The 23,717-nt window shown below is 72.4% G+C and carries 16 protein-coding genes and 1 tRNA gene; 5 read left to right on the top strand and 12 right to left on the bottom strand.

Going from position 1 to position 23,717, the window contains the following annotated elements; all coding sequences use genetic code 11:
• The first annotated feature begins 32 nt into the window (after positions 1 to 32).
• The 3 genes from CC117_RS35525 to glsA all read left to right on the top strand — a co-directional run bounded on the left by CC117_RS35525 (position 33) and on the right by glsA (position 3,167).
• Positions 33 to 425 (top strand): phosphoribosyl-ATP diphosphatase, encoded by a 393-nt coding sequence (locus CC117_RS35525; RefSeq protein ID WP_018636204.1) that lies wholly within the window; start codon positions 33 to 35, stop codon positions 423 to 425.
• Between the two features lie 67 nt (positions 426 to 492).
• Complete coding sequence (gene hisG, locus CC117_RS30405) at positions 493 to 1,338, top strand: ATP phosphoribosyltransferase (RefSeq protein WP_026310855.1); 846 nt, start codon at positions 493 to 495, stop codon at positions 1,336 to 1,338.
• A gap of 20 nt (positions 1,339 to 1,358) precedes the next feature.
• Positions 1,359 to 3,167, top strand: coding sequence for a glutaminase A (glsA, locus tag CC117_RS30400; RefSeq protein ID WP_071091176.1), 1,809 nt, complete (start codon positions 1,359 to 1,361; stop codon positions 3,165 to 3,167).
• 34 nt (positions 3,168 to 3,201) lie between these two features.
• Here the strand turns inward: glsA and folE are convergent, their stop codons facing one another.
• The 5 genes from folE to dacB all read right to left on the bottom strand — a co-directional run bounded on the left by folE (position 3,202) and on the right by dacB (position 11,087).
• Positions 3,202 to 3,978, bottom strand: a complete 777-nt coding sequence (gene folE / locus CC117_RS30395) for a GTP cyclohydrolase I FolE (RefSeq protein ID WP_071090705.1) — start codon at positions 3,976 to 3,978, stop codon at positions 3,202 to 3,204.
• Positions 3,975 to 6,200: an ATP-dependent zinc metalloprotease FtsH gene (ftsH, locus tag CC117_RS30390; protein ID WP_071090702.1), complete on the bottom strand. Its 2,226-nt coding sequence runs from the start codon at positions 6,198 to 6,200 to the stop codon at positions 3,975 to 3,977. The genes folE and ftsH overlap by 4 nt, the downstream gene beginning before the upstream one ends.
• A 224-nt stretch (positions 6,201 to 6,424) precedes the next feature.
• Positions 6,425 to 8,140 carry a hypoxanthine phosphoribosyltransferase gene (gene hpt, locus CC117_RS30385; RefSeq protein ID WP_071090699.1) on the bottom strand — a complete coding sequence of 572 codons (1,716 nt, stop codon included), beginning with the start codon at positions 8,138 to 8,140 and terminating at the stop codon, positions 6,425 to 6,427.
• A gap of 156 nt (positions 8,141 to 8,296) precedes the next feature.
• Complete coding sequence (locus CC117_RS30380) at positions 8,297 to 9,484, bottom strand: zinc-dependent metalloprotease (RefSeq protein ID WP_071091173.1); 1,188 nt, start codon at positions 9,482 to 9,484, stop codon at positions 8,297 to 8,299.
• A 163-nt stretch (positions 9,485 to 9,647) separates the two neighbouring features.
• The gene (gene dacB, locus CC117_RS30375) at positions 9,648 to 11,087 is read right to left on the bottom strand and encodes a D-alanyl-D-alanine carboxypeptidase/D-alanyl-D-alanine endopeptidase (RefSeq protein WP_071090696.1); all 1,440 of its coding nucleotides are present in this window, start codon (positions 11,085 to 11,087) and stop codon (positions 9,648 to 9,650) included.
• 566 nt (positions 11,088 to 11,653) lie between these two features.
• Between dacB and CC117_RS30370 the strand changes: the two genes are divergently transcribed.
• On the top strand, positions 11,654 to 12,190 hold the full coding sequence (locus CC117_RS30370) for an inorganic diphosphatase (RefSeq protein WP_071091170.1): 537 nt from the start codon (positions 11,654 to 11,656) through the stop codon (positions 12,188 to 12,190).
• Between the two features lie 217 nt (positions 12,191 to 12,407).
• Here the strand turns inward: CC117_RS30370 and CC117_RS30365 are convergent.
• Positions 12,408 to 12,479 (bottom strand) — tRNA-Thr (locus CC117_RS30365).
• Positions 12,480 to 12,869: 390 nt separating this feature from the next.
• Here CC117_RS30365 and CC117_RS30360 point away from each other — a divergent pair.
• Complete coding sequence (locus CC117_RS30360; RefSeq protein WP_071090694.1) at positions 12,870 to 13,601, top strand: response regulator transcription factor; 732 nt, start codon at positions 12,870 to 12,872, stop codon at positions 13,599 to 13,601.
• Here the strand turns inward: CC117_RS30360 and CC117_RS30355 are convergent.
• The 6 genes from CC117_RS30355 to topA all read right to left on the bottom strand — a co-directional run bounded on the left by CC117_RS30355 (position 13,561) and on the right by topA (position 23,411).
• On the bottom strand, positions 13,561 to 14,223 hold the full coding sequence (locus tag CC117_RS30355; RefSeq protein WP_084133035.1) for a histidine phosphatase family protein: 663 nt from the start codon (positions 14,221 to 14,223) through the stop codon (positions 13,561 to 13,563). The genes CC117_RS30360 and CC117_RS30355 overlap by 41 nt on opposite strands.
• 94 nt (positions 14,224 to 14,317) lie before the next feature.
• Entirely contained in the window at positions 14,318 to 15,391 is a 1,074-nt protein-coding gene (locus tag CC117_RS30350; protein ID WP_071090688.1) for a PSP1 domain-containing protein, read from the bottom strand.
• A 225-nt stretch (positions 15,392 to 15,616) separates the two neighbouring features.
• A complete protein-coding gene (locus CC117_RS30345) occupies positions 15,617 to 16,555 on the bottom strand; it encodes a metallophosphoesterase family protein (protein WP_071091167.1) in 939 nt (312 codons plus the stop codon).
• 88 nt (positions 16,556 to 16,643) lie between these two features.
• Positions 16,644 to 17,885 (bottom strand): DNA polymerase III subunit delta', encoded by a 1,242-nt coding sequence (locus tag CC117_RS30340; RefSeq protein WP_071090685.1) that lies wholly within the window; start codon positions 17,883 to 17,885, stop codon positions 16,644 to 16,646.
• A gap of 67 nt (positions 17,886 to 17,952) precedes the next feature.
• Positions 17,953 to 20,232 (bottom strand): dTMP kinase, encoded by a 2,280-nt coding sequence (tmk, locus tag CC117_RS30335; RefSeq protein ID WP_071090682.1) that lies wholly within the window; start codon positions 20,230 to 20,232, stop codon positions 17,953 to 17,955.
• Positions 20,232 to 23,411 carry a type I DNA topoisomerase gene (topA, locus tag CC117_RS30330; protein ID WP_071090679.1) on the bottom strand — a complete coding sequence of 1,060 codons (3,180 nt, stop codon included), beginning with the start codon at positions 23,409 to 23,411 and terminating at the stop codon, positions 20,232 to 20,234. The genes tmk and topA overlap by 1 nt, the downstream gene beginning before the upstream one ends.
• Between the last annotated feature and the right edge of the window lie 306 nt (positions 23,412 to 23,717).

Genomic DNA, 23,717 nt, shown 5'->3' with positions numbered 1-23,717 from the left:
GTGGGCCGGGCCGCTGCGGGTAGCATGCGGACATGGCCTTCTCCGACGCGTCCGATGCGTCTCGTCCGCCGGTGACCGGCGGBGAAGGGCGGCCGGAGCGGTTCGATCGGGTCGCGTCCGTTACCGCCTCGTCGCTCGCCGAGGGAGGCGAGGGCCGGGAAAGAAAAACATTTGACGAACTCTTTGTAGAGCTGTCTCGTAAATGGCAGGACAGGTCGCCCGGCTCGGGTACGGTCGCCGCGTTGGACCAGGGCGTGCATCATCTGGGCAAGAAGCTCGTCGAGGAGGCCGCCGAGGCCTGGATGGCGGCCGAGCACGAGGGTCGTGACCGGGCCGCCGAGGAACTCTCGCAGCTTCTGTACTGGAGCCAGCTGATGATGATTTCGCTGGGCCTTTCCCTGGACGACGTATACTCCCACCTGTGAGAACGTCCGGTTTTTCCGCGGCCACGGGTGCCGCGTGTGCCATGTGCACCGTTGGCGAGTGGTGATGATGCTGCGTATCGCGGTTCCGAACAAGGGCGGGCTTGCGGCTCCGTCCAGCCAGCTGCTGTGCGACGCCGGTTACCTGGCGCGGCGGGAGTCCGCCGAGCTGGTGGTGGCGGATCTTGAGAACGACATCGAGTTCTTCTTCCTCCGCCCGCGTGACATCGCCGTGTACGTCGGCACCGGTCGTCTGGACCTGGGGATCACCGGCCGCGACCTTCTGGTCGACAGCAACACCTCGGCGCAGGAGCTGGTCCAGCTGGGGTTCGGCCAGTCCACGTTCCACTACGCCGCACCGGCGGGGTCGCGCAGCGACGTCAAGGAGCTCGACGGCCTGCGCATCGCCACGTCCTTCCCCGGTCTGGTCCGCACCGACCTCGCCGGTCGCGGCCTCTCGGCACAGATCGTCACGCTGGACGGTGCGGTGGAGACCGCCGTGCGGCTCGGCGTCGCGGACGCGGTGGCCGACGTCGTCGAGACGGGGCGGACGCTGCGCGCGGCCGGGCTCGAGCTCGTCGGCGAGTCGGTCCTGCGCTCCGAGGCAATCATGATCGCGAAGCGGGGCGCCGAGCTGTCGGCCGGGCACGAGCGGCTGCTGCGCCGCGTCCAGGGTGTTCTCGTTGCCCGGCGCTACGTGATGATGGACTACGACGTGCCCTCCTCCGTCCTGGAGAAGGCCTGCGACGTCACGCCCGGCTACGAGTCGCCGACGATCTCGCCGCTGCAGCGCGAGGGCTGGGTCGCCGTCCGCGCGATGGTGCTGAAGGCCGACGTCAACCGCACCATGGACGACCTGTGGGATCTGGGCGCCCGGGGCATCCTGGTCTCCGGCATCCAGGCCTGCCGCCTGTAGTGCCGTCCGGTGGCGGCCCGATGGAGAAGGTCCTCGCGGACATCCACAAGGCCTTCTCCGCGGACAGTTCCGGTGCCGTCGCCCGCTACATCCCCGAGCTCGCGACCGCCGACCCTTCCCTGTTCGGCCTCGCCGTCACGACGATGGACGGGCTGCACTACCAGGCGGGGGACAGTCATGTCCCGTTCACGATCCAGTCCGTCTCCAAGCCGTTCGTCTACGCCCTCGCGCTGCGCGACCGCGGGACGGAGAACGTGCTGGCCAGGGTCGGTGTGGAGCCCACCGGCGACGCGTTCAACGCGATCACCCTGGAGCCGGCGAGCGGCCGGCCGCTGAACCCGATGGTGAACGCGGGCGCGATCCTGACGTCCAGCCTGGTGCGGGGAGCCGACCCGGGGGAGCGCTTCGACCGAATCCTGGCCGGCCTGTCGGCGTTTGCGGGCCGGCAGCTCACGGTCAACGAACGCGTCTTCGCCTCGGAACGGGACACCGGCGACCGCAACCGCGCCATCGGCTTTCTGATGCGCGGGGCGGGCGCGCTGCACGGCCCGGTCGACGAGATCTGCGACGTCTACTTCCGGCAGTGCGCGGTCGAGGTGACTGCGGCCGACCTCGCGGTGATGGCCGGGACGCTGGCCCGTGGCGGGATCAACCCGCGGACCGGCGAGCGTGTCCTCGACGAGGACCACGTCAACCACGTGCTGACCGTGATGGCCACCTGCGGCATGTATGACCGGGCGGGCACCTGGCTGTTCCGGGTCGGCCTGCCGGCCAAGAGCGGGGTGGCGGGCGGCGTCTGCGCGGTGCTGCCGGGGCAGCTCGGGATCGGGGTCTTCAGCCCGCCGCTGGACGAGGCGGGTAACAGCTACCGGGGCGTCCGGGCTTGCGAGATGCTGGCTTCGCGCTTCGCCCTGCACCTRCTCGCCCCGCAGGGGGAGCCGCCGCATCCGGTACGGGGTACGCACCGCGGTGACGCGCTCAGCTCCAAGCGCCTGCGTGGCGCCCGCGAGCGCGCCGTCCTGGCGCGGCGCGGCGCGGCGATCGTCATCCACGAGCTGCAGGGTGATCTCGGCTTCGCCAGCGCCGAGCGGGTCGTTCGCACGGTGCGGGAGAACCAGGCCGGGTCGCGCTGGGTGCTGCTGGATCTGCGCCGGGTCGCGGCGGTCCGCGAGCCGGCCGTCGAGCTGATCCGCGTCATGGTGGACGACCTGGCGACCCGGGGCATCAGCGTCCTCTTCGCGGACCCGCGCGGGCTCCCGGGCGTCGAGCGGCTGATGCGCGGCATGGCGAACACCTCGCGACTGCCCGACCTGGAGACCGCCCTGGAGCAGGCGGAGGAGGCGCTGCTGGCCGGCGCGGCACTCGTCACACCGCCGCCGACCGCGCATGTCGACCTCGGCGCGCAGGAACTGCTCGCCGACCTGGGGCCGGAGGAGATCTCCACGGTCGCGGCGGCGTGCGAGCGGCGCGCCTACGACGGTGGTGTGACCGTGTTCGACGAGGGCGAGCCGGCTGACGCCCTGTTCTTCGTCACCCGGGGGCTGGTCGACGCGCTGGCCCCGAACTCCGACGGCTCTCGGTGGTTCCGGCTCAGCTCCATCCCGGCCGGGAGCGCCTTCGGTGAGCTGGCGCTCGTCGACGGCGGTCGGCGTTCCACCCGGACGGTGGTGGCGCAGGCCGCGATCTGCGAGGTTCTGACCGCGACCGCCTTCGAGGAGCTGCGGCGCACCTGCCCGGACGTGTACAACGCACTCGTCCGGGCGATCGCCCGCAGCCTGTCCTCTCAGCTCCGCCAGGCGACGCTGGAGATCCAGTCGCTGGAGGAGTGAACAGCGGGCCGCGCGGCCCGGCGGGGGCGTGCGGTCAGCGGCCGCGCATGATCAGCGACATGCCCTCGCTGCGGGTCGCCGGGCTGAGGAACTGGCCGCGCACCGCCGACGTCACCGTGGTCGCGCCCGGCTTGCGCACGCCCCGCATGGACATGCACAGGTGCTCGGCCTCGACGACGACCATCACCCCGCGCGGGTCCAGGACGTCGACGAGCGCGTCCGCGACCTGTGAGGTGAGACGCTCCTGCACCTGCGGGCGGCGGGCGTACAGGTCGACCAGCCGGGCGAGCTTGGACAGACCGGTGATCTGCCCCTTCTCGTTCGGAATGTAGGCCACGTGCGCCTTGCCGGCGAAGACCACGAGGTGGTGCTCGCACAGCGACGAGAAGTCGATGTCGCGGACGAGGACCATCTCGTCGTGGCCCTCGTCGAACACCGTCGTGAGGACCTCGGCCGGGTCGCGGCCGAGCCCCTCGACGGCCTCCTGATAGGCACGGGCTACCCGGTCCGGCGTCTTGCGCAGCCCTTCGCGGTCCGGGTCCTCGCCGATGCCGATCAGCAGCTCGCGCACGGCGCGGGCGACCCGGTCGTGGTCGAACGGGCGGACCAGGTCGGGCCGCTTCGGCCGCCGCCGGCCCGCGACCTCCGCCAGGGTGCCCGCCCCGCCCGTTGCCCCGGCCGTTCCCGCAGGAGAGCCGATCTCCGGGCCCGGCCCTGCGAGCACATCACCGTGCTCGGTTCCGACGGATCCCGCCGCCGGGTCGCCGTCGTGGCGCGTAACGGTCCGCGCCTCGTCGGAATCGGAGCTCAACGGCGTCTCCTGTCGTCATCGTTGTCCCAGGTGGGAGGCGCCCACGGATTGGCGATCCGGGGTGATTCGGGCCCTGGGGTACCGCTCTGCCCGGCGGGGCCGGCCGGTTCCTGCCCCGGCCCACCGGGCACCGGATCGCCGCTGGGCGGCGCCGGGTGCTGCGGGACGGCCGGGTCGGGTGTTCCTGCGGGGCGGACGGCGTGCCCGCCGTTGCCGTTCCCGTTGCCGTTCCCGTTCGGCGCGCCACCGTTCGTCGTGGTGTGGCCGGACGGTGCGCCCTTGACCATCTCCGTGACGCCCGACGGGACGAGGCCCAGCTCAGCCGGGGTCTGGACCGGCGGCCGGTCGGAGGGGATGCGTCGCCCGACACCGGTGTAGGAGCCGCGGCTGGGCCGCTTCTGGACGGTCGCGAAGACCTCGAGGATGTCGTCCTTGCTCAGCGTTTCGATGTCCATCAACCGCAGGACCAGGTTGTCGAGGACGTCGCGGTAGGTGACCAGGATCTCCCACGCCTCGTCGTGCGCGGATTCGATGAGGCGGCGCACCTCGTCGTCGATCTCGCTGGCGACCTCTTCGGAGTAGTCCCGCTGGTGGCCCATGTCGCGGCCGAGGAAGACCTCACCGGACTCGCTGCCGAACTTGATCGCGCCCAGCTTGTCGCTCATGCCGTACTGAGTGATCATCGCGCGGGCGATCTGGGTCGCCTTCTCGATGTCGTCGCTGGCGCCGGTGGTGGGCTCGTGGAAGACGAGCTCCTCCGCGGTGCGTCCGCCAAGCAGGACGGCGAGCCGGTCGAGCATCTCCGACCTGGTCGACAGGTACTTGTCCTCCAGCGGGAGCTGCATCGTGTACCCGAGGGCGCGGCCCCGCGGCAGGATGGTGATCTTGTGCACCGGGTCGGCGTTGGGGAGGGCGTGCGCCACGAGCGCGTGACCGCCCTCGTGGTAGGCGATCCGCTTCTTCTCCTTGTCGCTCATCGCCCGGGTCTTGCGCTCCGGCCCGGCCATCACGCGGTCGATCGACTCCTCCAGCAGCGCGGAGGAGATGAACCGGACATCCGACCGGGCGGCCAGCAGGGCCGCCTCGTTCAGCACGTTCGCGAGGTCGGCACCGGTGAAGCCGGGGGTGCGCCGCGCGATGATGAGCATGTCGACGTCCGGCCCGATGGGCTTGCCCTTGGCATGGACCTTCAGGATCGCCTCGCGCCCGAGAAGGTCGGGGCGGTCGACGACGATCTGGCGGTCGAACCGGCCGGGGCGCAGCAGCGCCGGATCGAGGATGTCGGGCCGGTTGGTGGCGGCGATCAGGATCACGCCGCCCTTCACGTCGAAGCCGTCCATCTCGACGAGGAGCTGGTTGAGGGTCTGCTCGCGCTCGTCGTGGCCCCCGCCCAGGCCCGCGCCGCGGTGCCGGCCGACCGCGTCGATCTCGTCGACGAAGATGATGGCGGGAGCGTTCGCCTTGGCCTGCTCGAACAGGTCGCGGACCCGGCTCGCGCCGACACCCACGAACATCTCGACGAAGTCGGAGCCGGAGATCGAGTAGAAGGGCACCCCGGCCTCACCGGCAACCGCCCGGGCAAGCAGAGTCTTGCCGGTGCCGGGCGGCCCGTAGAGCAGCACACCCTTGGGGATCTTGGCGCCGATGGCCTGGAACTTGCCCGGGTTCTCCAGGAACTCCTTGATCTCCTGGAGCTCCTCGATCGCCTCGTCGGCACCCGCGACATCCGCGAACGTGGTCTTGGGTGTGTCCTTGCTGACCAGTTTCGCCTTGGACTTGCCGAAGTTCATGACGCGGTTGCCGCCGCCCTGCATCTGGTTCATGAAGAACAGCAGCAGGATCACGATGAGGACCACGGGCAGCAGGTTCAGCAGCAGTGAGACGAGGACGTTCCCGCGGTCGACGGTGACCTCGTACTTGATGTTCTGCTGCTTGAGCTCGTTGGCGAGGGTGAGCGCCTGCTCGGTCGCGAAGGACGACTCGTACTTCTTGCCGTTCCCCAGCTCGATCCGGATGATCTGCTTCGAGTCCTGGATCGTCGCCTCGGTGACCCGGGAGTCGGCCGCGGCGCTGGAGCTCTGGTCAATCTTCTGCTGGACGAAACTGAGGTCCGTCTTCTCGTACTCACTGGGCCCGGAGAGCACCCCGGTCGTGAGGATGATCACGAAGAGGGCCAGGAGTAGCAGGGGCACCCAGCCGCGGAAGATTCGTCTTGGAGTCATCTGTTTGGAGCGCCGGACACAAGCGCTCCACCCTCCTGCCGTGTGTGCTGCCCTCGATCGGGATTCCCTTGTGCCGAGGGTACCGCCGGTACGCGCATCTCACCGCCCGTACATCCGAGCAACGGACCGCGGGGCCGCACTGTTCCATGGCCGCCCATGGCCGCGCACCGGCGCCTGCCCCGCGCCGGTGGCCAGGCGCCGCCGAGCCGACCCTCGAGRCCGGGTCAGGCGCGCCGGGCGATCGCCTCGGGTGTCAGCGTCCCGACGAAGGGCAGGGTGCGGTAGTGCTCCGCGTAGTCGAGGCCGTACCCGACGACGAAGGCGCTCGGGATGTCGAAGCCCACGTACCGCAGGTCGACGTCGACGGTGATCGCCTCGGGTTTGCGGAACAGCGCCAGCACCTCCAGCGACGCCGGCCCCCGCGACCGCAGGTTCCGCAGCAGCCAGGACAGGGTCAGCCCGGAGTCGATGATGTCCTCGACGACCAGCACGTCCCGCCCCTCGATGGAACGGTCGAGGTCCTTGAGGATGCGGACCACACCGGAGGACGACGTCGTCGACCCGTAGGACGAGACGGCCATGAACTCCATCGTGATCGGCACGGTCAGCGCGCGGGACAGGTCCGCCATCACCATCACCGCGCCCTTGAGGACACCGACCAGCAGGATTTCGCGACCGGCGTAGTCCGCGTCCACCCGCGCCGCCAGTTCCGCGATCTTCGTCGCGATCTCCTGCTCGCTGACGAGGACGTCGCCGATGTCGGGATGGACCCGAGCCGGGGACACCTCCGCAGCGGGGATCGAGGTGCCGTCGTTGTCGGCCTTCGCCGTCGCCGCCTGGCTCACCAGCCTGTCCTCCTGGTCGGGTGCTGGGTGGACCGGCCCGGCGACGCCCGGTCCCGCGGGTTCGGCGGGAATCGGTGCGTCTGGACCGGCGATGGCGATCCTGCCACCAGTCCGGCGTGCCAGCACGCCTGACGGGAGCGGGACCGGCTTCTGCCCGCGCCAGCGGGTCACAAGTTCCTCGACCGCCCAGATGTGCGAGGCACGCAGCGCGGAGGCTGACGAGCCCGCTGTCAGCGCGGCTCGGCGCAGCACCCGGCCCCGTACCGCCCGGGAAAGCGGGGCGAGCGCCTGGACGTCGAGCTCCACCCGCGCCGGACGGAGGGCCGTCTGCGCCGGGTCGAGCTCTGCCGGGGCCTGAGCCACGGCAGTGGCGGTGAGGTCGAGATACGCGTCGTCGGCCAGCGCCTCCAGCGCGTCAGCGTCCGCCCGCAGCAGGTCCGCGGTGCGGGCCAGCGCCTCGGCGATACCGGGCCCCAGCTCCGCCTCCAGGACGGGCAGCACCGTCGCGCGGGTGCGAGCCCGGGCGAACGCCGGGTCGGCGTTGGTGGGGTCCTCCCAGAAGGGGAGGTCAAGGAACTGACAGGCCTCGCGGGTATGGGCCCGCCGCAGGCCGAGCAGGGGCCGGCGGATCAGGCCGTCGGCGGCGGGCATGCCGCTCAGCGAGCGTGCCCCGGAGCCGCGCGCGAGCCGCAGCAGCACGGTCTCGGCCTGGTCGTCGAGGGTGTGGCCAAGCAGCACTGCGTGTGCCTGCAGACGCCCGGCGGCCGCGAGCAGGGCGGCCCGGCGGGCGTCCCGCGCGGCGCCCTCGGAACGGGGCGCGGGTGCCGCCAGGATCTCGACGGGGGACAACCCCAGGCTCTCGCCCTGCTCTGCCACCTCGGCCGCGCGGGCGGACGACGTGTCGTCCCAGGCGTGGTCCACCGTCAGCAGGCCGGCGCGCAGCGCGCGGCGGGGCGCGACGAACGCCAGCGCGGCGGCGAGCGCCAACGAGTCGGAGCCACCCGAGCAGGCGACGAGAACGAGCCCGCCGGGCGGAATGTCGGCCACCGCGTCGCGGACAGCCAGCCGCACCGCCGAAAGTGCCGGTGCCGGCATGCCCCCCGGGCGAACCGGTGCGCCGTCGCCGGCTGCTGCCGGGCCCGCAGGGGACGCCGAGGCTGCGCCGGGCGGCGGGCCGGGGGCGGGCCGGGACGCTGTCACAGCGGCTGCCCGTACTGGCCGCACTGCCCGCGGGTCACGCGGACCGAGCCGTCACGCGGACATCGACGGCCGGGTGCCGAGCACCCGAAGCATCCAGGCCCCCGGGTCGGCCAGCTCCGGACGGGTGGGCAGCGTCTGCGGCGACTGCCACACGTGGTTGAACCCCCCGACCCCGACCTCGGCCACGACGGCCCGAACGAAGGCGCCGCCCTGCCGGTACTGCTGCATCTTCAGGTCCAGCCCGAGCAGGCGGCGCAGGAACCGGTCGATGGGTGAGCCGCCGGAGCGCCGGTTGTCGAACTTGGCGCGGATGTCGGCCACCGTCGGGACGACCTGCGGGCCGACCGCGTCCATGACCTGGTCGGCGTGGCCCTCCAACAGGGTCATCAGCGCCTGCAGGCGGTCCAGGACCTCGCGCTGCGCCGGTGTCTGCAGGGCCTCGACCACACTCGTCGTCTCCGGGCCGTGGTCGCGGACCGCGCTGCGCAGCGCGGTGACAGCGGCCCGCACCCGGTCGGCCAGCACGTCCGGATCGAGGTCGGTGGCGGCGATGAACGCCGTGATCTCGGACTCCAGGTGTTCCCGCAGCCAGGGAACGGCGGTGAACTGGCTGCGGTGGGTCTGCTCGTGCAGGCACACCCAGAGCCGGAAGTCGTGGGGGACGACGTTGAGCGTCTCCTCCGCGTGGGCGATGTTGGGGGCCACCAGGCTCAGCCGGCCGACCGGACGCATGACCGCGGCCGCCAGGGCCGCCGCGTCGAGGGCCGACCCCGGCGCCGCGCCCGCGGCGGGCTTGGCGAGCAGCGGCGACCCGGCCCCGCTGCCGCCCTCCTCGTACTCCTCGGGAGGGAGGAAGATCTCGAACTGACCGAGCACCTTCCCGGCCAGGTAGGCGAGCGCCGACCCGATCTGGATGCCGGTGACCCGCCGACCCAGGCTGGCCGAGAGGCGGCCCCGATTCTGCTCGGACAGCCTGTCCATCAGCGGGGCGGTGGCCACCCGCAGCCCGGCGACGTTGGAGCGCACCCACTCGGGCCGGTCGACCACCGCGATCGGCGTGGCCGGACCGGCGGGAACCAGCCGGGTGTACTCCTGAACGTGGCCTTCGGCCACCACCGCGAGTCGCCGCAGCTCGGACACGATCTCGTCCGCCTCCGCGCGACTGCGCTGTGGGCCGGGTCGGACGAGCTTTTTTGCCGTTGCTACAGCGAGTCCCCAGTCGACCAGCTCAGCGTCCACGAATACGAGCGTACCGGGCCTCGGCCCACCCGGCCCGCCCGATCGGACGATCCTGGTCGTGCGGCCGACGTCGACCAGCACCTTTTTCAAATGATTTTCGGAAAAGCACTCAGGTGCCTGAAGGTAATGCCTCGATCTCCCCGAGTTTCGGCGGACGACCTGTTCAACCCTGCGGCAGCGGCGGTGCGGAGGACCCCGGTCGGGCCGCGCGGGTCGGCGGGGACGCCGCCGCCGGGCACCCGCAGGAGGCGAGCGCCGCGGCCACCCGGTCCAGCGCCATCTTGGTGAGACCCTGCTCCTCGACCGGGGCGAACAGGCCGAACAGCAGCAGCCGCCCGTCGGCGTCGGTGACCACGCCGGCCAGGCTCGTCACGATGCGCAGGCTGCCGGTCTTCGCCCGCACGACACCGGCGGCCGGCGAGGTGTCGGCCGCCCCGTAACGATCACCGAGGGTTCCTGTGAACCCCGCGACCGGCAGCCCGGACAGGACGGTCCGCAGCGCGGGATGCCCAGGCATGACCGCGGTCCGCAGGGCCGCGACCAGGGTCGCCGGGGCGATCCGGTTGTCGATCGACAGGCCGCTGGTGTCGCGCAGGACAGCACCCTCGGTCGGGATTCCCGCGTCGCGCAGCGCGCCCAGCACGCCCTGGGACGCCCCGTCGAAGGTCGCCGGCAGCCCCCGCGCGATGGCGACCTGCCGGCCCAGGCTCTCCGCCAGGTCGTTGTCCGAGTCGGTGAGCATGCGCTCGACCAGGACGGCGATCGTCGGGCTGTGCACCGAGCCGACCTCGCGCGCCGCGGGATCCGCCCGGCCGATGGCCACCGTGCCGACGGGAACCCCGACCGCGCCGAGCGCCGCGGCGAACGCTCCGGCGGCGGCGGCGTCAGGCGTGGGTGTGCGCGGCCCGCCCGCGCCCGGCGCGGACCGTCCGGCATCCACCTCGAGGGCGGAGACCGGGGTGACGTTCCCGTCCGAGACATAGCCGTCCCGCCAACCGGGGGCGGTTGTCGGGCCGGAGTACGCGGTGCCGTCGCCGATCACCGTGCCGACCGCCGTGATGCCGGTGTCGCGCACCTGGCGGGCGAGGTCGCTCAGGCGGGCCGCGGGCGGGTAACCGGCCGGGCCCGTGCTGGCGGTCAGGGTGGGATCGCCGCCGCCGACCAGCCACAGGGTGCCGCCCGGTGTGGTGGCGGAGCCGCCGGCCGGGGGGAGGTAGACCGCCCGGGTGGTGAGGGTGGTGTCCGGATCGAGCGCGGTGAGCGCGGCGGTGGCCGTCGCGATCTTGATCGTGGAGGCGGGGGCGGTCGGCGTGGTGGCCCGGCGGGTGACCAGCACCTGACCGGTCAGCGCGTCGACCACCAGCGCCGCGGGATCGCCGAGGATCGGGTCGGCGAGCGCACCGCCCAGGCGCGCGGCCACCGCGGCCGGGTCGGCCTTCGGGGCGTCCGGGTCCAGGCCGGGCAGGGCCGACGCCTCGGCGCGGGGCCCCGTCAGGGGAGGGGCCGGATTCCCGGGGGTCGGCGCGGGCGCGGTCGACAGCGATCCGGCCAGCAGCGCGCCGGCGAGGGCCGTGAGGCCACCGGTCCGCGCGGCCAGCGGCACTGATGTCACCCGCGGAAGATTACGCAGGCCCGCGGCGCCCGGACAGCCCTGTGTCGCGCACGCCCCGTATTGATACCGTGGGGATCTTGTTCGACATCCCGGGACGGGCCCGATCTCCCGGGAACGGCGGCGTCGTTTCTGGCCGCGGCCCGTCGGCGGGCGACCCGGGTCGCGTTGGCCCCCGACGTGGGGGAACATCTCCCTCACATCGGCGGGGCGGGCGCGTTCGGGGGAGAAACGGCCGGCGGATCTCCGCCGAACAGGTGGGGTCGGGTACGAAGAAGACCACACTTCCGTGCCCACACAGAGGTGCGACGGGCACGATGTACCGGACGCGCGCGGCATCCCGGCCGCGGTGACCGGCGAGTCGGGTGCCCGACCGGGCCCCCGCCACGTCCCGTCATCGCGCGCAGGGCACAGTGGACCCGCACGCACTCCGGTCACGGCCGGGTGYCAGGCAGCCGGCCCGTGCGGCATGCGCCCGGCGCGAGGTGAGACCAGCGTGCATGCGGCAGAACCAGATCCGGCCGTCGGCGCCGGACGGACCGAAGGAGACAGGGAACGGCGTGGACCTTGAGTTCGATGTGACCATCGAGATCCCCAAGGGGCAGCGCAACAAGTACGAGATGGATCACCACACCGGGCGTATCCGGCTCGACCGGATGCTGTTCACGTCCACCCACTACCCGTCCGACTACGGGTTTATCGAGGGCACCCTCGGTCGGGACGGTGACCCGCTCGACGCGCTGGTTCTGCTGGAGGAGCCGACGTTCCCGGGCTGCCTGGTGCTGTGCCGGACCATCGGAATGTTCCGCATGACGGACGAGAAGGGCCCGGACGACAAGGTGCTGTGCGTCCCGGTCGCGGACGTCCGCCAGGAGCACCTGCGTGACATCCGTCACCTGCCGGAGTTCGACCGGCTGGAGATCCAGCACTTCTTCGAGGTCTACAAGGACCTGGAGCCCGGCAAGTCGGTGGAGGGCGCCTCCTGGGTCGACCGGAACGAGGCGGAGAAGGAGATCCTCGCCTCGATCGCCCGGCTCAAGGAGTCCGAGGCCGAGCACGGTGCTGACGACGCCGCCGAGCACGCCCGCACGGCGTGACCGGAGTGTGACGCCCGCGCGCTGAGGTCTGGGCGCGCCGTCGCGGGCGGCTGGTGGGGGACAGCCCGCCGGCCRCCCTTTTCCGTGGGGGACGCGGCTCCGGGACGGCCCACTGTGTGGGCCGTCATGCTGCGCGGGTTCGCGGGACGGTTCGGCTGTGAACGGGGCTGCCGGCGGGARCCGCCGGCTCGGGTCTCCCCGACCAGAACTGGATGTGAGCCGGAGGCGGGGATTGAACCCGCGACCTATCGCTTACGAGGCGATTGCTCTGCCACTGAGCTACTCCGGCGACTGCTGGGCGAGTGCGGGTTCACAGACACCGTCATTGCCCTGCCCGCACGAGTATGYCAGACGGGAGCCTGGTGGCGATCGGCACCTGCGGCCGGGGCTGCGCGCATCCGCCCGCAGCCGTTCGCATCCCGTGACGTACCCGGTGGACCGCTGGTCGCGTGCCGATGTCGGGATGTCACTGATCTGATGTTCTGAGCAGTAAGCCACGCGAGGTGGACCGTCGGTTGCCCCGTGGAGGTGTCGGGATCGGGACGTGCACTGATCGCATGTCGGACAGGGCTTTCCGTGACGAAATCGCGAGCGGTTCTCCGGACGGGTCGGTCTGAAGGTGCCGAAAAGGCACCCCCGGTCGCAGTGGCTCCGGTGAGGTTGCGTAGGGTTTCGCTCCATGACCGGGGCCGGGGAAGGAGCGCCAGGAACGACGCGCGGAGCGTCGCTGCTGGTTGCCGAGGACGACGAGGCATCGCGAATCGCACTGGCACGCAGCCTTGAGCGATTCGGGTACCGCGTGCTGGAGGCTGCGGACGGCGAGGCGGCGCTGCGGCTGTTCCAGACCACCGAGGTGGATCTCGTTGTGCTGGACGTGGCAATGCCGAGGATGGACGGTTTCGCCGTCCTGAGTCGGCTGCGGCAGACCAGCGAGGTTCCTGTGATCATGCTCACCGGTCGTGCCGAGGAGGTCGACCGGGTTGTCGGCCTCGAGCTGGGCGCCGACGACTACGTGGTCAAGCCGTACTCGCTGCGTGAGCTGGTTGCCCGGGTCCGCGCCCGGCTGCGCCGCCGGCCCGTGGAGGCCCCGCCGCAGCGCACGGGCGACGGCAACGAGCCGCTCGTCTACGGCGACGTCTCGATCGACCTGCGGGCCCGTGAGGTGGCCGTTGCCGGCGAGCGGGTGGACCTGACCGCACGCGAGTACGAGCTGCTGGCCTTCCTGGCCCGTCACCCGCGCCGGGTGTTCAGCCGGGAGGAGCTCCTGGAACAGGTCTGGGGGACCCGGTTCCAGGATCCAGCCACCGTGACCGAACATGTGCGGCGGGTGCGGACCAAGGTCGAGGGCAGACCGCCGCAACGCCGGCTCGTCACCACACTCCGGGGAATGGGCTACCGCTTCGATCCGTGAGTTCGATCGGCTCGCGGAGCTCCTTGTCGTCGAGGTCCAACTCGATGATCGACCCGTTCGGGACGGGGTTGCCCCGTTGGTGCTCCCGGTAGCCGCCCATGTCGAGGCGGTCGGCACTGCCCGCGCGGCTGCGCAGGCACCAGTCCACCGCGCGGATGAACATTCCGTGGCTGAAGACCACGACGAGGCCATCGGGTATCAGGCTCAGCCGGGCCAGCAGCCGATCGGCGCGGTCCATCAGCCCGGCGAACGACTCGCAGCCGAGATCCGGCCGGTCGACCGCATACGGGTTCGCCGCGTGCCAGTACATCTCGGCGAACGGCGCGCGCTCCCGGTCACTGAGGTTCTGGCCGTGCAGGCTGCCCAGATAGGTGAACTCCTGCACCTCCCAGATCTCCTCGGGCACGGAGGGAAACCTGCGGGCAGTCGGCCGGGCGGTGCGCCGGGCCCGCAGGAAGCTTGAGGTCACAACCAGCAACGGGGCGTGCGGAACGGCGTCGGCCACGACGTCTGCCTGCCGTATACCCAGCTCGGTCAGCGCGATGCCATGCGGATCCGCAGTCGGCAGACCCGCGTTCGCCATGCTCTCCCCGTGTCTTACCAACCACGTCAACCGTCCCACGGTGCCCCCCGGATCGTGTAGGCGTACTCGGTTTGCGGGCAGCGGAACGGACGTCGGCAAGCTGCCGCCCCGTGCCCTGGCGTGTGCTGTGCGTCTACTGCTCCCCGCGTCGGCGGGACCGCCTGCGCCGCGCCGAGGGCTCCGAGTGCTCCGAGCCGGAGACGTCCGGCGGGACGCCCGGTTGCCCGGACCCCTCAGCCGCCCCGGCGGTTGGCCCCGTTGCCCCCTCGCCCCCCTCCGCCCACGCGGCCGCTTCCGCTCCCGGGCCCACGGCGCAGCTCGGCGGTCCGGAAACCGCCGGTGCGGAAACTGTCGATCCGGAAACGGCCGATCCGGAGGCCGGCTGCCGGGAGCCGTGGGTCGCCTCGTACGCCTGGCGGGATCCGCAGACGTCCGCGTGTGAACAGCTGTGCCGGCCCCCGCCGTCGAGCTCGACCGTCACCTGCTGGCGGGGGACGTCGTGGCCGACCACACGGCCGTCACCGACCGGGGTCGAGGCGCGCTCGCCGAGGGCGGGAACCGCGGCGGTGAACTGCTCGTAGAGCGGGTGCTCGTAGCGGAGGCAGCACATCAGCCGTCCGCAGGCGCCACTGATCCGCATCGGGTTCAGCGAGAGGTTCTGATCCTTGGCCATGCGTACACTCACCGGCTCGAAGTCGGTGAGGAAGGTGGAGCAGCAGAGGTCCCGCCCGCAGGAACCGATGCCGCCCTGCAGCTTTGCGCTGTCCCGGGCAGAGAGCTGACGCAGCTGCACCCGGGCGGAGAGGGTCCGGTTGAGATCGCGGACCAGCGAGCGGAAATCGACCCGGTTCTCCGCGGTGAAATAGACGGTGATCGCGTTCGTCGCGAGGACGACATCCACGCCGACGACCTTCATCGGCAGGCCATGCTCCCGGACGAGTCTGCGGGCGGCGACCCTGGCCTGCGCCCGGCGCCGCCGGGAGGCGTCGTTGCGCCGCAGGTCCTCCTCACCGGCGAGCCCGGCGAGGATCGGCAGGCCGCCGACGTCCTCGCTGACCCACTGCGGGGCCCATACACAGGTTGCGACCTCAGCGCCCTCGTCGGTCGGGACCAGCACCCGGTCGCCCACCCGCGGGTTGTGCGGGCCGGGGTCGGCGTAGTACAGACGACCCCGCCGGGAGAAGGACACCGCACACATCATCGGCATGCGACGGCCCGCCACCTTCCCCACTCGGGTGCCCGGTACACCCGGAGAAGACTATGACGGGTATGGCGTCAGCACCCTCGGTTCGCACATCTCGGATTGCCCGGTGATGCCGGTGATGCCGGCGATGCCGGCGGACCCCGCGCCCCATCGGCTGTGACCGGACGGGTCTGCACCGCGTCGGACGGGCCTGTGCCGTGCCGGACGGGCCTGTGCCGTGCCGTGCCGTCATCCGATCCGGGCGGCCCCCGGAAGACGGTAGACGGCGAACGGTGCGACGATCACCGGCCGGGCGACGTTGCGGACCGGCGTCCCGCCCGGGGTGCGGCCCATCTCCTGGCCGTGGTGGGCGTGCCCGTGGACGGCAAGCGCGGTCGCCGGCTCCCGGGTGGGCCTGGCCGCAGCCGCGGCCCGGCGGCGCCCCGCGGCCAGGTGCGGCTCCGGCCGGACGCCGAGGCGCGGCAGGGTCGCCGCGTTGCCCGCCCGCCGGCCGCCCTCGGTGCGCGCGGCGGCAGCCCCGGTGCCCGCGTAGGCCCACCACGAGGAGGCGGACTCCTGGCTGCCCGCGGACTCGTGGCTACCCGGCTGGTCGGCGCCGGCCGGGGAGTCCGCGGGGGCGTCGCCGGCCAGCGCACCGTCGATGGCGGCGCCGAGCAGGGAGCTGCCGAGATACCGGTGGATCGCGGGATCCTCGCCGGTGAGCGTGTCCGCGACCGGCGCGTAGTGCGTCAGCGCGATGCGCAGGTCGGTGTCGAGCGCCGCCAGCGCGTCACGGAGCTGGTAGGCCTCGTCCGCGCCGGGAGGATCGCTGGCCGCATGGCCCTGCGCGAAGCCCTTCACCCCGGCGACCCCCACCTGGCCACCGGGCGTCTCGACAGTCGTCGCGGTGCCGTCGAGAACGATGGCGCCGACGGCGCCGAGCATCGCCGCGACCTGGTCGCCCACGCCGGTGTCATGGTCGTGGTTGCCAAGCACGGCCACCACCGGCAGGTCCAGGTTCCCGACGACGGCGCACAGCTCCGCCGCGGATTCGGGATCGCCCCGGTTGGTCAGGTCCCCGGCGAGCAGGAGAAGATCCGCGACCAGGGCCGCGCGCTGGTAGACGGGCCGGAGGCGGTGCGCGGACCCGGGAACGACGTGAAGGTCCCCGACAGCCGCAACCCGCATGATCATCCCCCCGTCACGTGCGGCGGCGGCGCGCCGCCTGGTCGCCGCCGGCGCCCGTCTCCGGGTGGCGACGTCACGCAACAGGTTCTCACGCGTCGCGTAGCGCGAGCGCGAGGGACTCGGTGGTGAGCTGCGGCACGAGTCCCGGATTGTCCGCGAGTGTCTGCCGGGTCGCCAGGACGGCCTCCCAGCGGCGCAGCGTCTGCTCCGGAGTGGCCGTGGCCGCCAGTCGCTCGATGGCCTCCGCGTGGTCCGGGTGGACGGGCGCCACGCCCGCCCGCAGCTGATGGGCCAGGACGTCCCGGTACAGGCCGGCGAGATCGACCAGTGCCCGGTCGAGGGAGTCGAGGACGGTGCGCCGCCCGCGGCTCTTCTGCGTCCGCTCGAGTTCCTTGAGTGCTCCGGCGGCGCCGCGGACCTGGATCGACTTCGGCTTGGCACCGGCCCGCGCGCCGCCGCGGGCGGAGGTGGAGCGGGTGCCGGCCGAGGTCGCGCCCACTCCGAGGGCCGTCTTGAGTGCTTCCGTCTCGGCCTCGTCCCGGTCGGCGTTGGCGGCCTGCGCGTCGGCGTTGGCGGCGTCGACCAGATCGGCCGCGGCCGCCAGGCAGTCACCGACCCGGTTCAGCCGGGACGGCAGCCGTAGCACCGCCTCCCGGCGGGCCCGGGCCTGCGGGTCCGCGGCCAGCCGCCGGGCCTGCCCGACATGCCCCTGGGAAGCCTGCGCGACCATGCGCGCGAGTCCCTCGTCGACGCCCTCCCGCACAAGGGCGGCAGTGACGTCGTCCACCGACGGCAGGCGCAGCGCCACGGACCGGCAGCGGGACCGGATCGTCGGCAGGACGTCGTCGACGGACGGCGCGCAGAGCAGGAAGACCGCTCGCTCGGCCGGCTCCTCCAGGGCTTTGAGCAGAGCGTTCGCCGCCGAGTCGGTGAACCGGTCGGCGTCGTCGATCAGCAGGATGCGCCACCGGCCGGCGCTGGGAGCGCTGGCGGCGTCCCGGATCAGGGCGCGCACGTCGCGCACCCCGATCGACAACCCCTCGGGGCGGACGGTGCGCAGGTCGGCGGCGGTGTCGGACAGGACGGTGTGGCAGCCCGGGCACTGACCGCAGCCGGGCGGGCTGTTCTCGCAGAGCAGCGCGGCGGCGAAGGCACGGGCAGCGACGGCCAGGCCGGACCCGGCCGGCCCGGTGAACAGCCAGGAATGAGTCATTCCGGCGCGGGCCGCGGCGAGCGGGCCCTGCGTCGTCACCAGCGCGGCCGCCCGTGCCGCCGCGGTGAGCGTCGAGACGACGGAGTCCTGCCCGACCAGCGCATCCCAGACCGTCACCCGCACATTGTCCACCCCTGCGCTGCCTGCCCGGGTGGCCCTGGCAGCCCGCGACGTCCGGGCGCCGTCAGACGGCGGCGGCCTCGGTCCCTCTGACGAGGCGGCCGGCGATCAGCGGGCGGATCCTACGGTGCAGCTCCTGCGCGGACAGCGTGCCGTCGAAGGTGACGTGCCGATCCGGATCCTCCTCGGCGAGCCGGCGGAACTGCTCCCGTACCCGCTGCTGGTACGCCGCCGAAGCCGGGCCGGTGTCGGTGCCGGTGTCGGTGCCAGCGCCGTCCGGCGTCGGCGCCAGGTCGGGCGGCAGATCCAGCAGGATCGTGACGTCGGGCAGCAGCGAATGGGTCGCCCACTGGGCCAGCACGGCCAGCTCGTTGCGGTCGAGGCGCTGGTCGGCCCCCTGGTAGGCGATCGAGGAGTCCGCGTACCGGTCGGTCAGGACGATCGCGCCGCGGGCGAGCGCGGGCTCGATGATCCGCGCGACCTGCTCGGCCCGGTCAGCCGCGTCCAGGAGGGCCTCGGTACGCACGCTCGGGCGGGTGGACGGGTCGTCCAGCAGCTCGCGCAGGCCGGTCCCGAGTGGGGTCCCGCTCTTCTCCCGGACGACGACGACCTCGCGCCCGCTGGYCGCGAGCCACTCCTCGAGCAGTTCGAGCTGCGTCGCCGTACCGGCACCCACAGCACCCTCGACGGTGACGAACAGCCCGGCGTGCCGGGGCCGCCGACTGGGGCGGTATCGACGTCCCCGCACCGCGTTCCACAGCTCCGGCAGGACGGCCTCGCCGACCTTGTCATCCATCTGCCGGTAGGAGAACAGGCCCACGGCGACGGCCAGCAGCCCGCCGCCCAGCAGCACGGCGGTGACCCCGTCCGCACGGACGTTGATGTCCCCCCACAGGTGGACCTCGTGAAATCCGATCAGCCCCACGAGGCCCGGGGCGGCCGCCAGGACGAGCAGGAGATCCACCCGGACCAGCGACTGCACCAGCGCGAACGTGCGGCCGCGCAGCTCGTCGGCCACCTCGGCCTGTAGCAGGGTGTAGCCGGTGACCCAGGCGACGCCGGCGAAGGCGCCGACGAGCACGACCAGGATGCAGGCGATCACCAGGTTCGGGATGATCGCGACGATGACCAGCGTGATACCCGCGCCGGTGACACAGACGCCGAACAGGCGGGTCCGGCTGTAGTCGCCGAGCAGCCGCGGCCCGGCGGCCATCCCGCTCGCCAGACCGATGAAGACGGCACCGAAGAGCACACCGTAGGCGGAGTCGCCACCGCCGAGGAGCTCGACGTAGAGCTTGCCGAGCGCGACCACGCAGCCGGCCCCGGCGAAACCGCCGAGAATGCCCACGACGAGCCCGCGGACGAGCCGGTCCTGGCCGACGAACTTCCAGCCCTCGGTGATGGAGGCGAAGAAGCCCGGCTCGGAGCCGTGCTCGGGCCGTTCCGCGCGGCCGATCGAGCGCAGACCCCAGATCACGACAGCGGAGCCGAGGAACGTGGCGGCGTTGAAGTACAGCGCGATGTCGAGCGAGCTGTCCTCGAAGAAGCTGATGCTCGGTGCCAGGGCGCGGGACACCGTGGCGAGCAGCGTGAAGATCGCCGCCGCGAGCGGGGCTGTGCCGTAGGTCGTGATCAGGCTGAGCGTGTTGGCCGCCGCGAGCCGGTTACGCGGGACCAGGTGCGGGATCGAGGCCTCCTTGGCCGGCGCCCAGACCAGGCTGACGCATTCGACCAGGAAGGAGGCGATCAACAGCCATTCGAGCGTGCCGACGATCGGGATCGACAGGAACAGCGCGAACCGCAGGACGTCGGTGACGACCATGGTCAGCCGGCGGTCGAGGCGGTCGGCGATCGCACCGGCGAGCGGGCCCAGCACCAGGGCGGGCAGCAGCCGGACGATCAGCAGTGAGCCGATCGCGTACGCCTTGCCGGAGAAACTGGTGGTGAGCTCGGTGACCAGCGCCGTGGTCGCGAGCAGACCCAGCCAGTCACCCAGGCTCGACAGGCTGAGCTGGATCCACATCCGGCGGAACTCGGGGATGCGCAGGACGGCCCGCACATCGCTGTCCGAGCCGTCGGAGGTGCGCGACCGCGGYGGCGGTGAGGGCACGGTCGTGACCGGGTGGCGGCTGAGCGGCCGGCGGACCCGCATGCGTGGGGCCCGCCGCCGCGCGCCGGCGCCCGCCCGGTCCCGGTTGGCCGAGTTCTGCTCCTGTCCCCGATCCTGCTCGTGTCGCTGCTCCCGGTCGGCCGGGGTGGGGACGCTCGCCGCGGGCCCGTCAGCCGGGACCTGTATCGGTGTGCCTTCCAGATCGCCGCGGCTTTCGCCGACGGGCAGATCCATCAGCCGGACCGTCGCGAGCCGCCGGAAGCGGCTCCGGGAGCTCCGGTGGCTCCGGTGCCACCGTCGCTGTCGCTACCGCCGCCGGCCGCCGTCGTGGCCGAGGGCTCACTCGCATCCTTGCCGGCGCTCGCAGCTCTCGACGTGGTCCTGGATGTGGTCCTCGCCGTGCTGGCCGGCTTGTCCTTGCCCGCCGCCGTGCTCCTGGCAGCGGACTTCGGCTTCGCCGGGGTCTTCTCTGTGCTCTTGGCGGTCGAGCGCGACTTGGCTGTGGTCCTGGTTGTGCTCTTGGCGGGTGCCTTCGCGGTGGACTTCGTGGTCCGCCGGGTGGTCGTGGTGCCCCGGGCCCGGCGGTCCGCCAGCAGCTCCGCGGCCCGCTCGGTGCTGATCGTCTCGACCGCGTCGCCCTTGCGCAGGCTGGCGTTCGTCTCGCCGTCGGTCACGTAGGGCCCGAAACGCCCCTCCCGGACGACGATCGGTTGCTCGGTCGCCGGGTCCTTCCCCAGCTCGCGCAGCGGTGGCGTCTGCGCGGCCTGCCGCCGCCCGCGTGCCTTCGGCTGGGCCAGCAGCGCCAGCGCCTCCTCGAGGGTGACGGTGAAGAGCTGCTCCTCGGACTCCAGCGACCGGCTGTCCGTGCCCTTCTTCACATAGGGCCCGTACCGCCCGTTCTGGGCCGTCACCTCCGCCCCGTCCTCGCCCACACCGAGGACCCGGGGCAGCGTGAGCAGCCGCAGCGCGTCCTCCAGCGTCACGGTCTCCAGGGACATGGTGCGCAGCAGGCTCGCGGTGCGCGGCGGCTCGCCGTCCGTCGTCACGTAGGGGCCGTATCGGCCGGCCTTCGCGGTGATCGAGGCACCGCTTTCCGGGTCGGTGCCGAGGACCCGGTCACCGCTCGGCGCGGCCAGCAGCTCCAGCGCCCGCTCGACCGTGAGCTCGTCCGGGGCGACCTCGTCCGGAACGCTGGCGCGGCCCTCGCCATGCTGGACGTACGGGCCGTAGCGCCCCACCCGCACGACGACAGTCGCACCGTCCTCGGCCTTGCCCAGCGGGATCGAGTTGACCTCGCGTGCGTCGATCTCGCCGAGCCGCTCCCCGACCAGGTGTTTCAGGCCCTCCACCCCGGTCGAGCCGTCCGCCTCGGTGGAGCCGAAGTAGAAGCCGGTCAGCCAGTCGGTGGACGCCGCCGTGCCCGCGGCGATCGCGTCGAGGTCGTCCTCCATCGAGGCGGTGAACTGGTAGTCGACGAGCCGGGCGAAGTGATCCTCGAGCAGGCCGACCACAGCGAAGGCCACAAAGCTCGGGACCAGGGCCGAGCCCTTCTTCCAGACGTAGCCGCGGTCCTGGATCGTTCCGATGATCGACGCGTACGTGGACGGCCGGCCGATCCCCAGCTCCTCCAGCGTCTTGACCAGGCTCGCCTCGGTGAACCGTGGCGGCGGGCTGGTGGTGTGCCCCCGCGGCGTGAGCGTGCGGGTGTCCAGCGCGTCGCCCTGGCGGACGTCCGGCAACCGCCGCTCGCGGTCCTCCAGCTCGGCGTCCGGATCGTCGGCGCCCTCGACGTAGGCCCGCAGGAATCCTGGGAAGGTGATGACCTTCCCGGACGCCGAGAACTCGGCGTCCTCACCGGCGGAGGACCGCGCGCCCAGGCGGATCGTGGCGCTGGTGCCGCGGGCGTCCGCCATCTGGCTGGCCACCGTGCGCTGCCAGATCAGCTCGTAGAGGCGGAACGAGTCGCCGTCGAGCTCCCCGCGCACCTCGCCCGGTGTCCGGAAGTGGTCGCCGGCCGGCCGGATGRCCTCGTGTGCCTCCTGGGCGTTCTTGACCTTCTTCGCGTAGACGCGCGGCCGGTCCGGAACGTACTCGGTGCCGTAGAGCGTGCGGGCCTGGTCCCGGGCGGCGGCAAGCGCGGTCTCGGACAGGTTCGTCGAGTCCGTCCGCATATAGGTGATGTAGCCGTTCTCATACAGGCGCTGGGCGACCTGCATCGTCCGCTGGCTCGAGAAGCGCAGCTTGCGCCCGGCCTCCTGCTGCAGCGTGGACGTCATGAACGGCGGGTATGGCGAGCGCCGGTAGGGCTTCGTCTCCACCGAACGCACCGCGAACGCCGCATCGGCCAGCCGGGCGGCGAGAGCCCGGGCGCCCGCTTCGTCGAGCAGGGCGACAGCGTCGGACGTCAGCTCGCCGGTCGGGGCGAAGTCGCGGCCGCTGGCCAGGCGCCGCCCGTCCAACGCGACGAGCGTCGCGGGCAGGGGGGTCCGGTCCGGTGCGGCTCCGTCGTGCCCGGCGGTCTGCTGGAAGACGCCCTCGATGTTCCAGTACTCGGCGGTTCGGAACCGCATCCGGGCCCGCTCGCGCTCGACGAGGACCCGGGTCGCCACGCTCTGGACCCGCCCTGCCGACAGCTTCGGCATGACCTTCTTCCACAGCACGGGGGAGACCTCGTAGCCGTAGAGCCGGTCCAGGATCCGCCGGGTCTCCTGCGCGTTGACCAGGTTCTCGTTGATCTCCCGAGGACTGTCGACGGCACGCTGGATCGCCTGCGGGGTGATCTCGTGGAAGACCATGCGCTTGACCGGGACGGTCGGCTTCAACGTCTGCAGGAGGTGCCAGGCGATCGCCTCGCCCTCTCGGTCCTCGTCTGTCGCGAGATAGAGCTCGCTGGCGTCCTTGACGAGCGACTTGAGCTTGCTGACCTGCACCTTCTTGTCCGGACTGACGACGTAGAGGGGCTCGAAGCCGTTGTCGACGTCCACCCCCAGGCGGGCCCAGGGCTTGCCCTTGTGCGCGGTGGGGACGTCGGVGGCACTGCGCGGCAGGTCCCGGATGTGACCGATGCTCGACTCGACCTGCCAGCCGGGGCCCAGGTAGCCCGCGATCGTCTTCGCCTTCGCGGGCGACTCCACGATCACAAGGCGGGTTCCGTCCACCTTCGCCGCGGGGCGCGCCGCGCGGCGCCCGCTGGCCGACCGCCCCCCGCTCGGGGAGCCGTCCGGGGCGCGCTCGCTGGGGACGTCGGCCGCGCCGGCCGCGGTGGCGGACGCGGACGTGGCTGCCGCGGTGGCCGTGCCGGCCGGGGCGGTGGTCGCGGTCGCGCCCACAGGCTCGGCGCGGTCGGCAGGCTCGGCGACCGGCGTCGGCGAACCCGCGGTCGTCCGGCTCGTCGAATTCGTGCGCGGTGGCACTTCTCTCCTCGATACGGCGTGCTGCATCCGGTGGATCACCGTGACTGTTGCTCCAGCCTCGCTGACCCTCGTGTGATCTACCTCTGTCTGCTCCAATGCCCGCCCGGGCCGTCGTACGGCGCGCTGGCGTCTCCCGCTCCGTGGGCGTGGACGCGGGCCCGGCGCGACCGGACATCTCCCGCTGCCGGAATCGGCCGCAGGGAGCACCGTACGCCGGTGTGTCGCTGGAGGGATCCCCCCGTCCGCCGTCGGGGCCCGAGCGAGTTCTCTCTCTGTGGTCGCACCGGCCACCGACCGCACCATCGT

It is taken from the genome of Parafrankia colletiae (genome assembly GCF_001854655.1).
In the GTDB taxonomy this organism is placed as follows: Bacteria; Actinomycetota; Actinomycetes; order Frankiales; family Frankiaceae; genus Parafrankia; species Parafrankia colletiae.
This window is presented reverse-complemented; position numbering and strand designations above follow the sequence as displayed.

What these genes read in the sequence shown, in the direction of transcription:
- hisG (WP_026310855.1), top strand. Translation starts at nt 493, where the DNA reads ATGCTGCGTATCGCGGTTCCGAACAAGGGCGGGCTTGCGGCTCCGTCC.
- ftsH (WP_071090702.1), bottom strand. Translation starts at nt 6,200, where the DNA reads ATGACTCCAAGACGAATCTTCCGCGGCTGGGTGCCCCTGCTACTCCTG.
- hpt (WP_071090699.1), bottom strand. Translation starts at nt 8,140, where the DNA reads ATGCCGGCACCGGCACTTTCGGCGGTGCGGCTGGCTGTCCGCGACGCG.
- CC117_RS30360 (WP_071090694.1), top strand. Translation starts at nt 12,870, where the DNA reads ATGACCGGGGCCGGGGAAGGAGCGCCAGGAACGACGCGCGGAGCGTCG.
- CC117_RS30350 (WP_071090688.1), bottom strand. Translation starts at nt 15,391, where the DNA reads ATGCCGATGATGTGTGCGGTGTCCTTCTCCCGGCGGGGTCGTCTGTAC.
- CC117_RS30345 (WP_071091167.1), bottom strand. Translation starts at nt 16,555, where the DNA reads ATGCGGGTTGCGGCTGTCGGGGACCTTCACGTCGTTCCCGGGTCCGCG.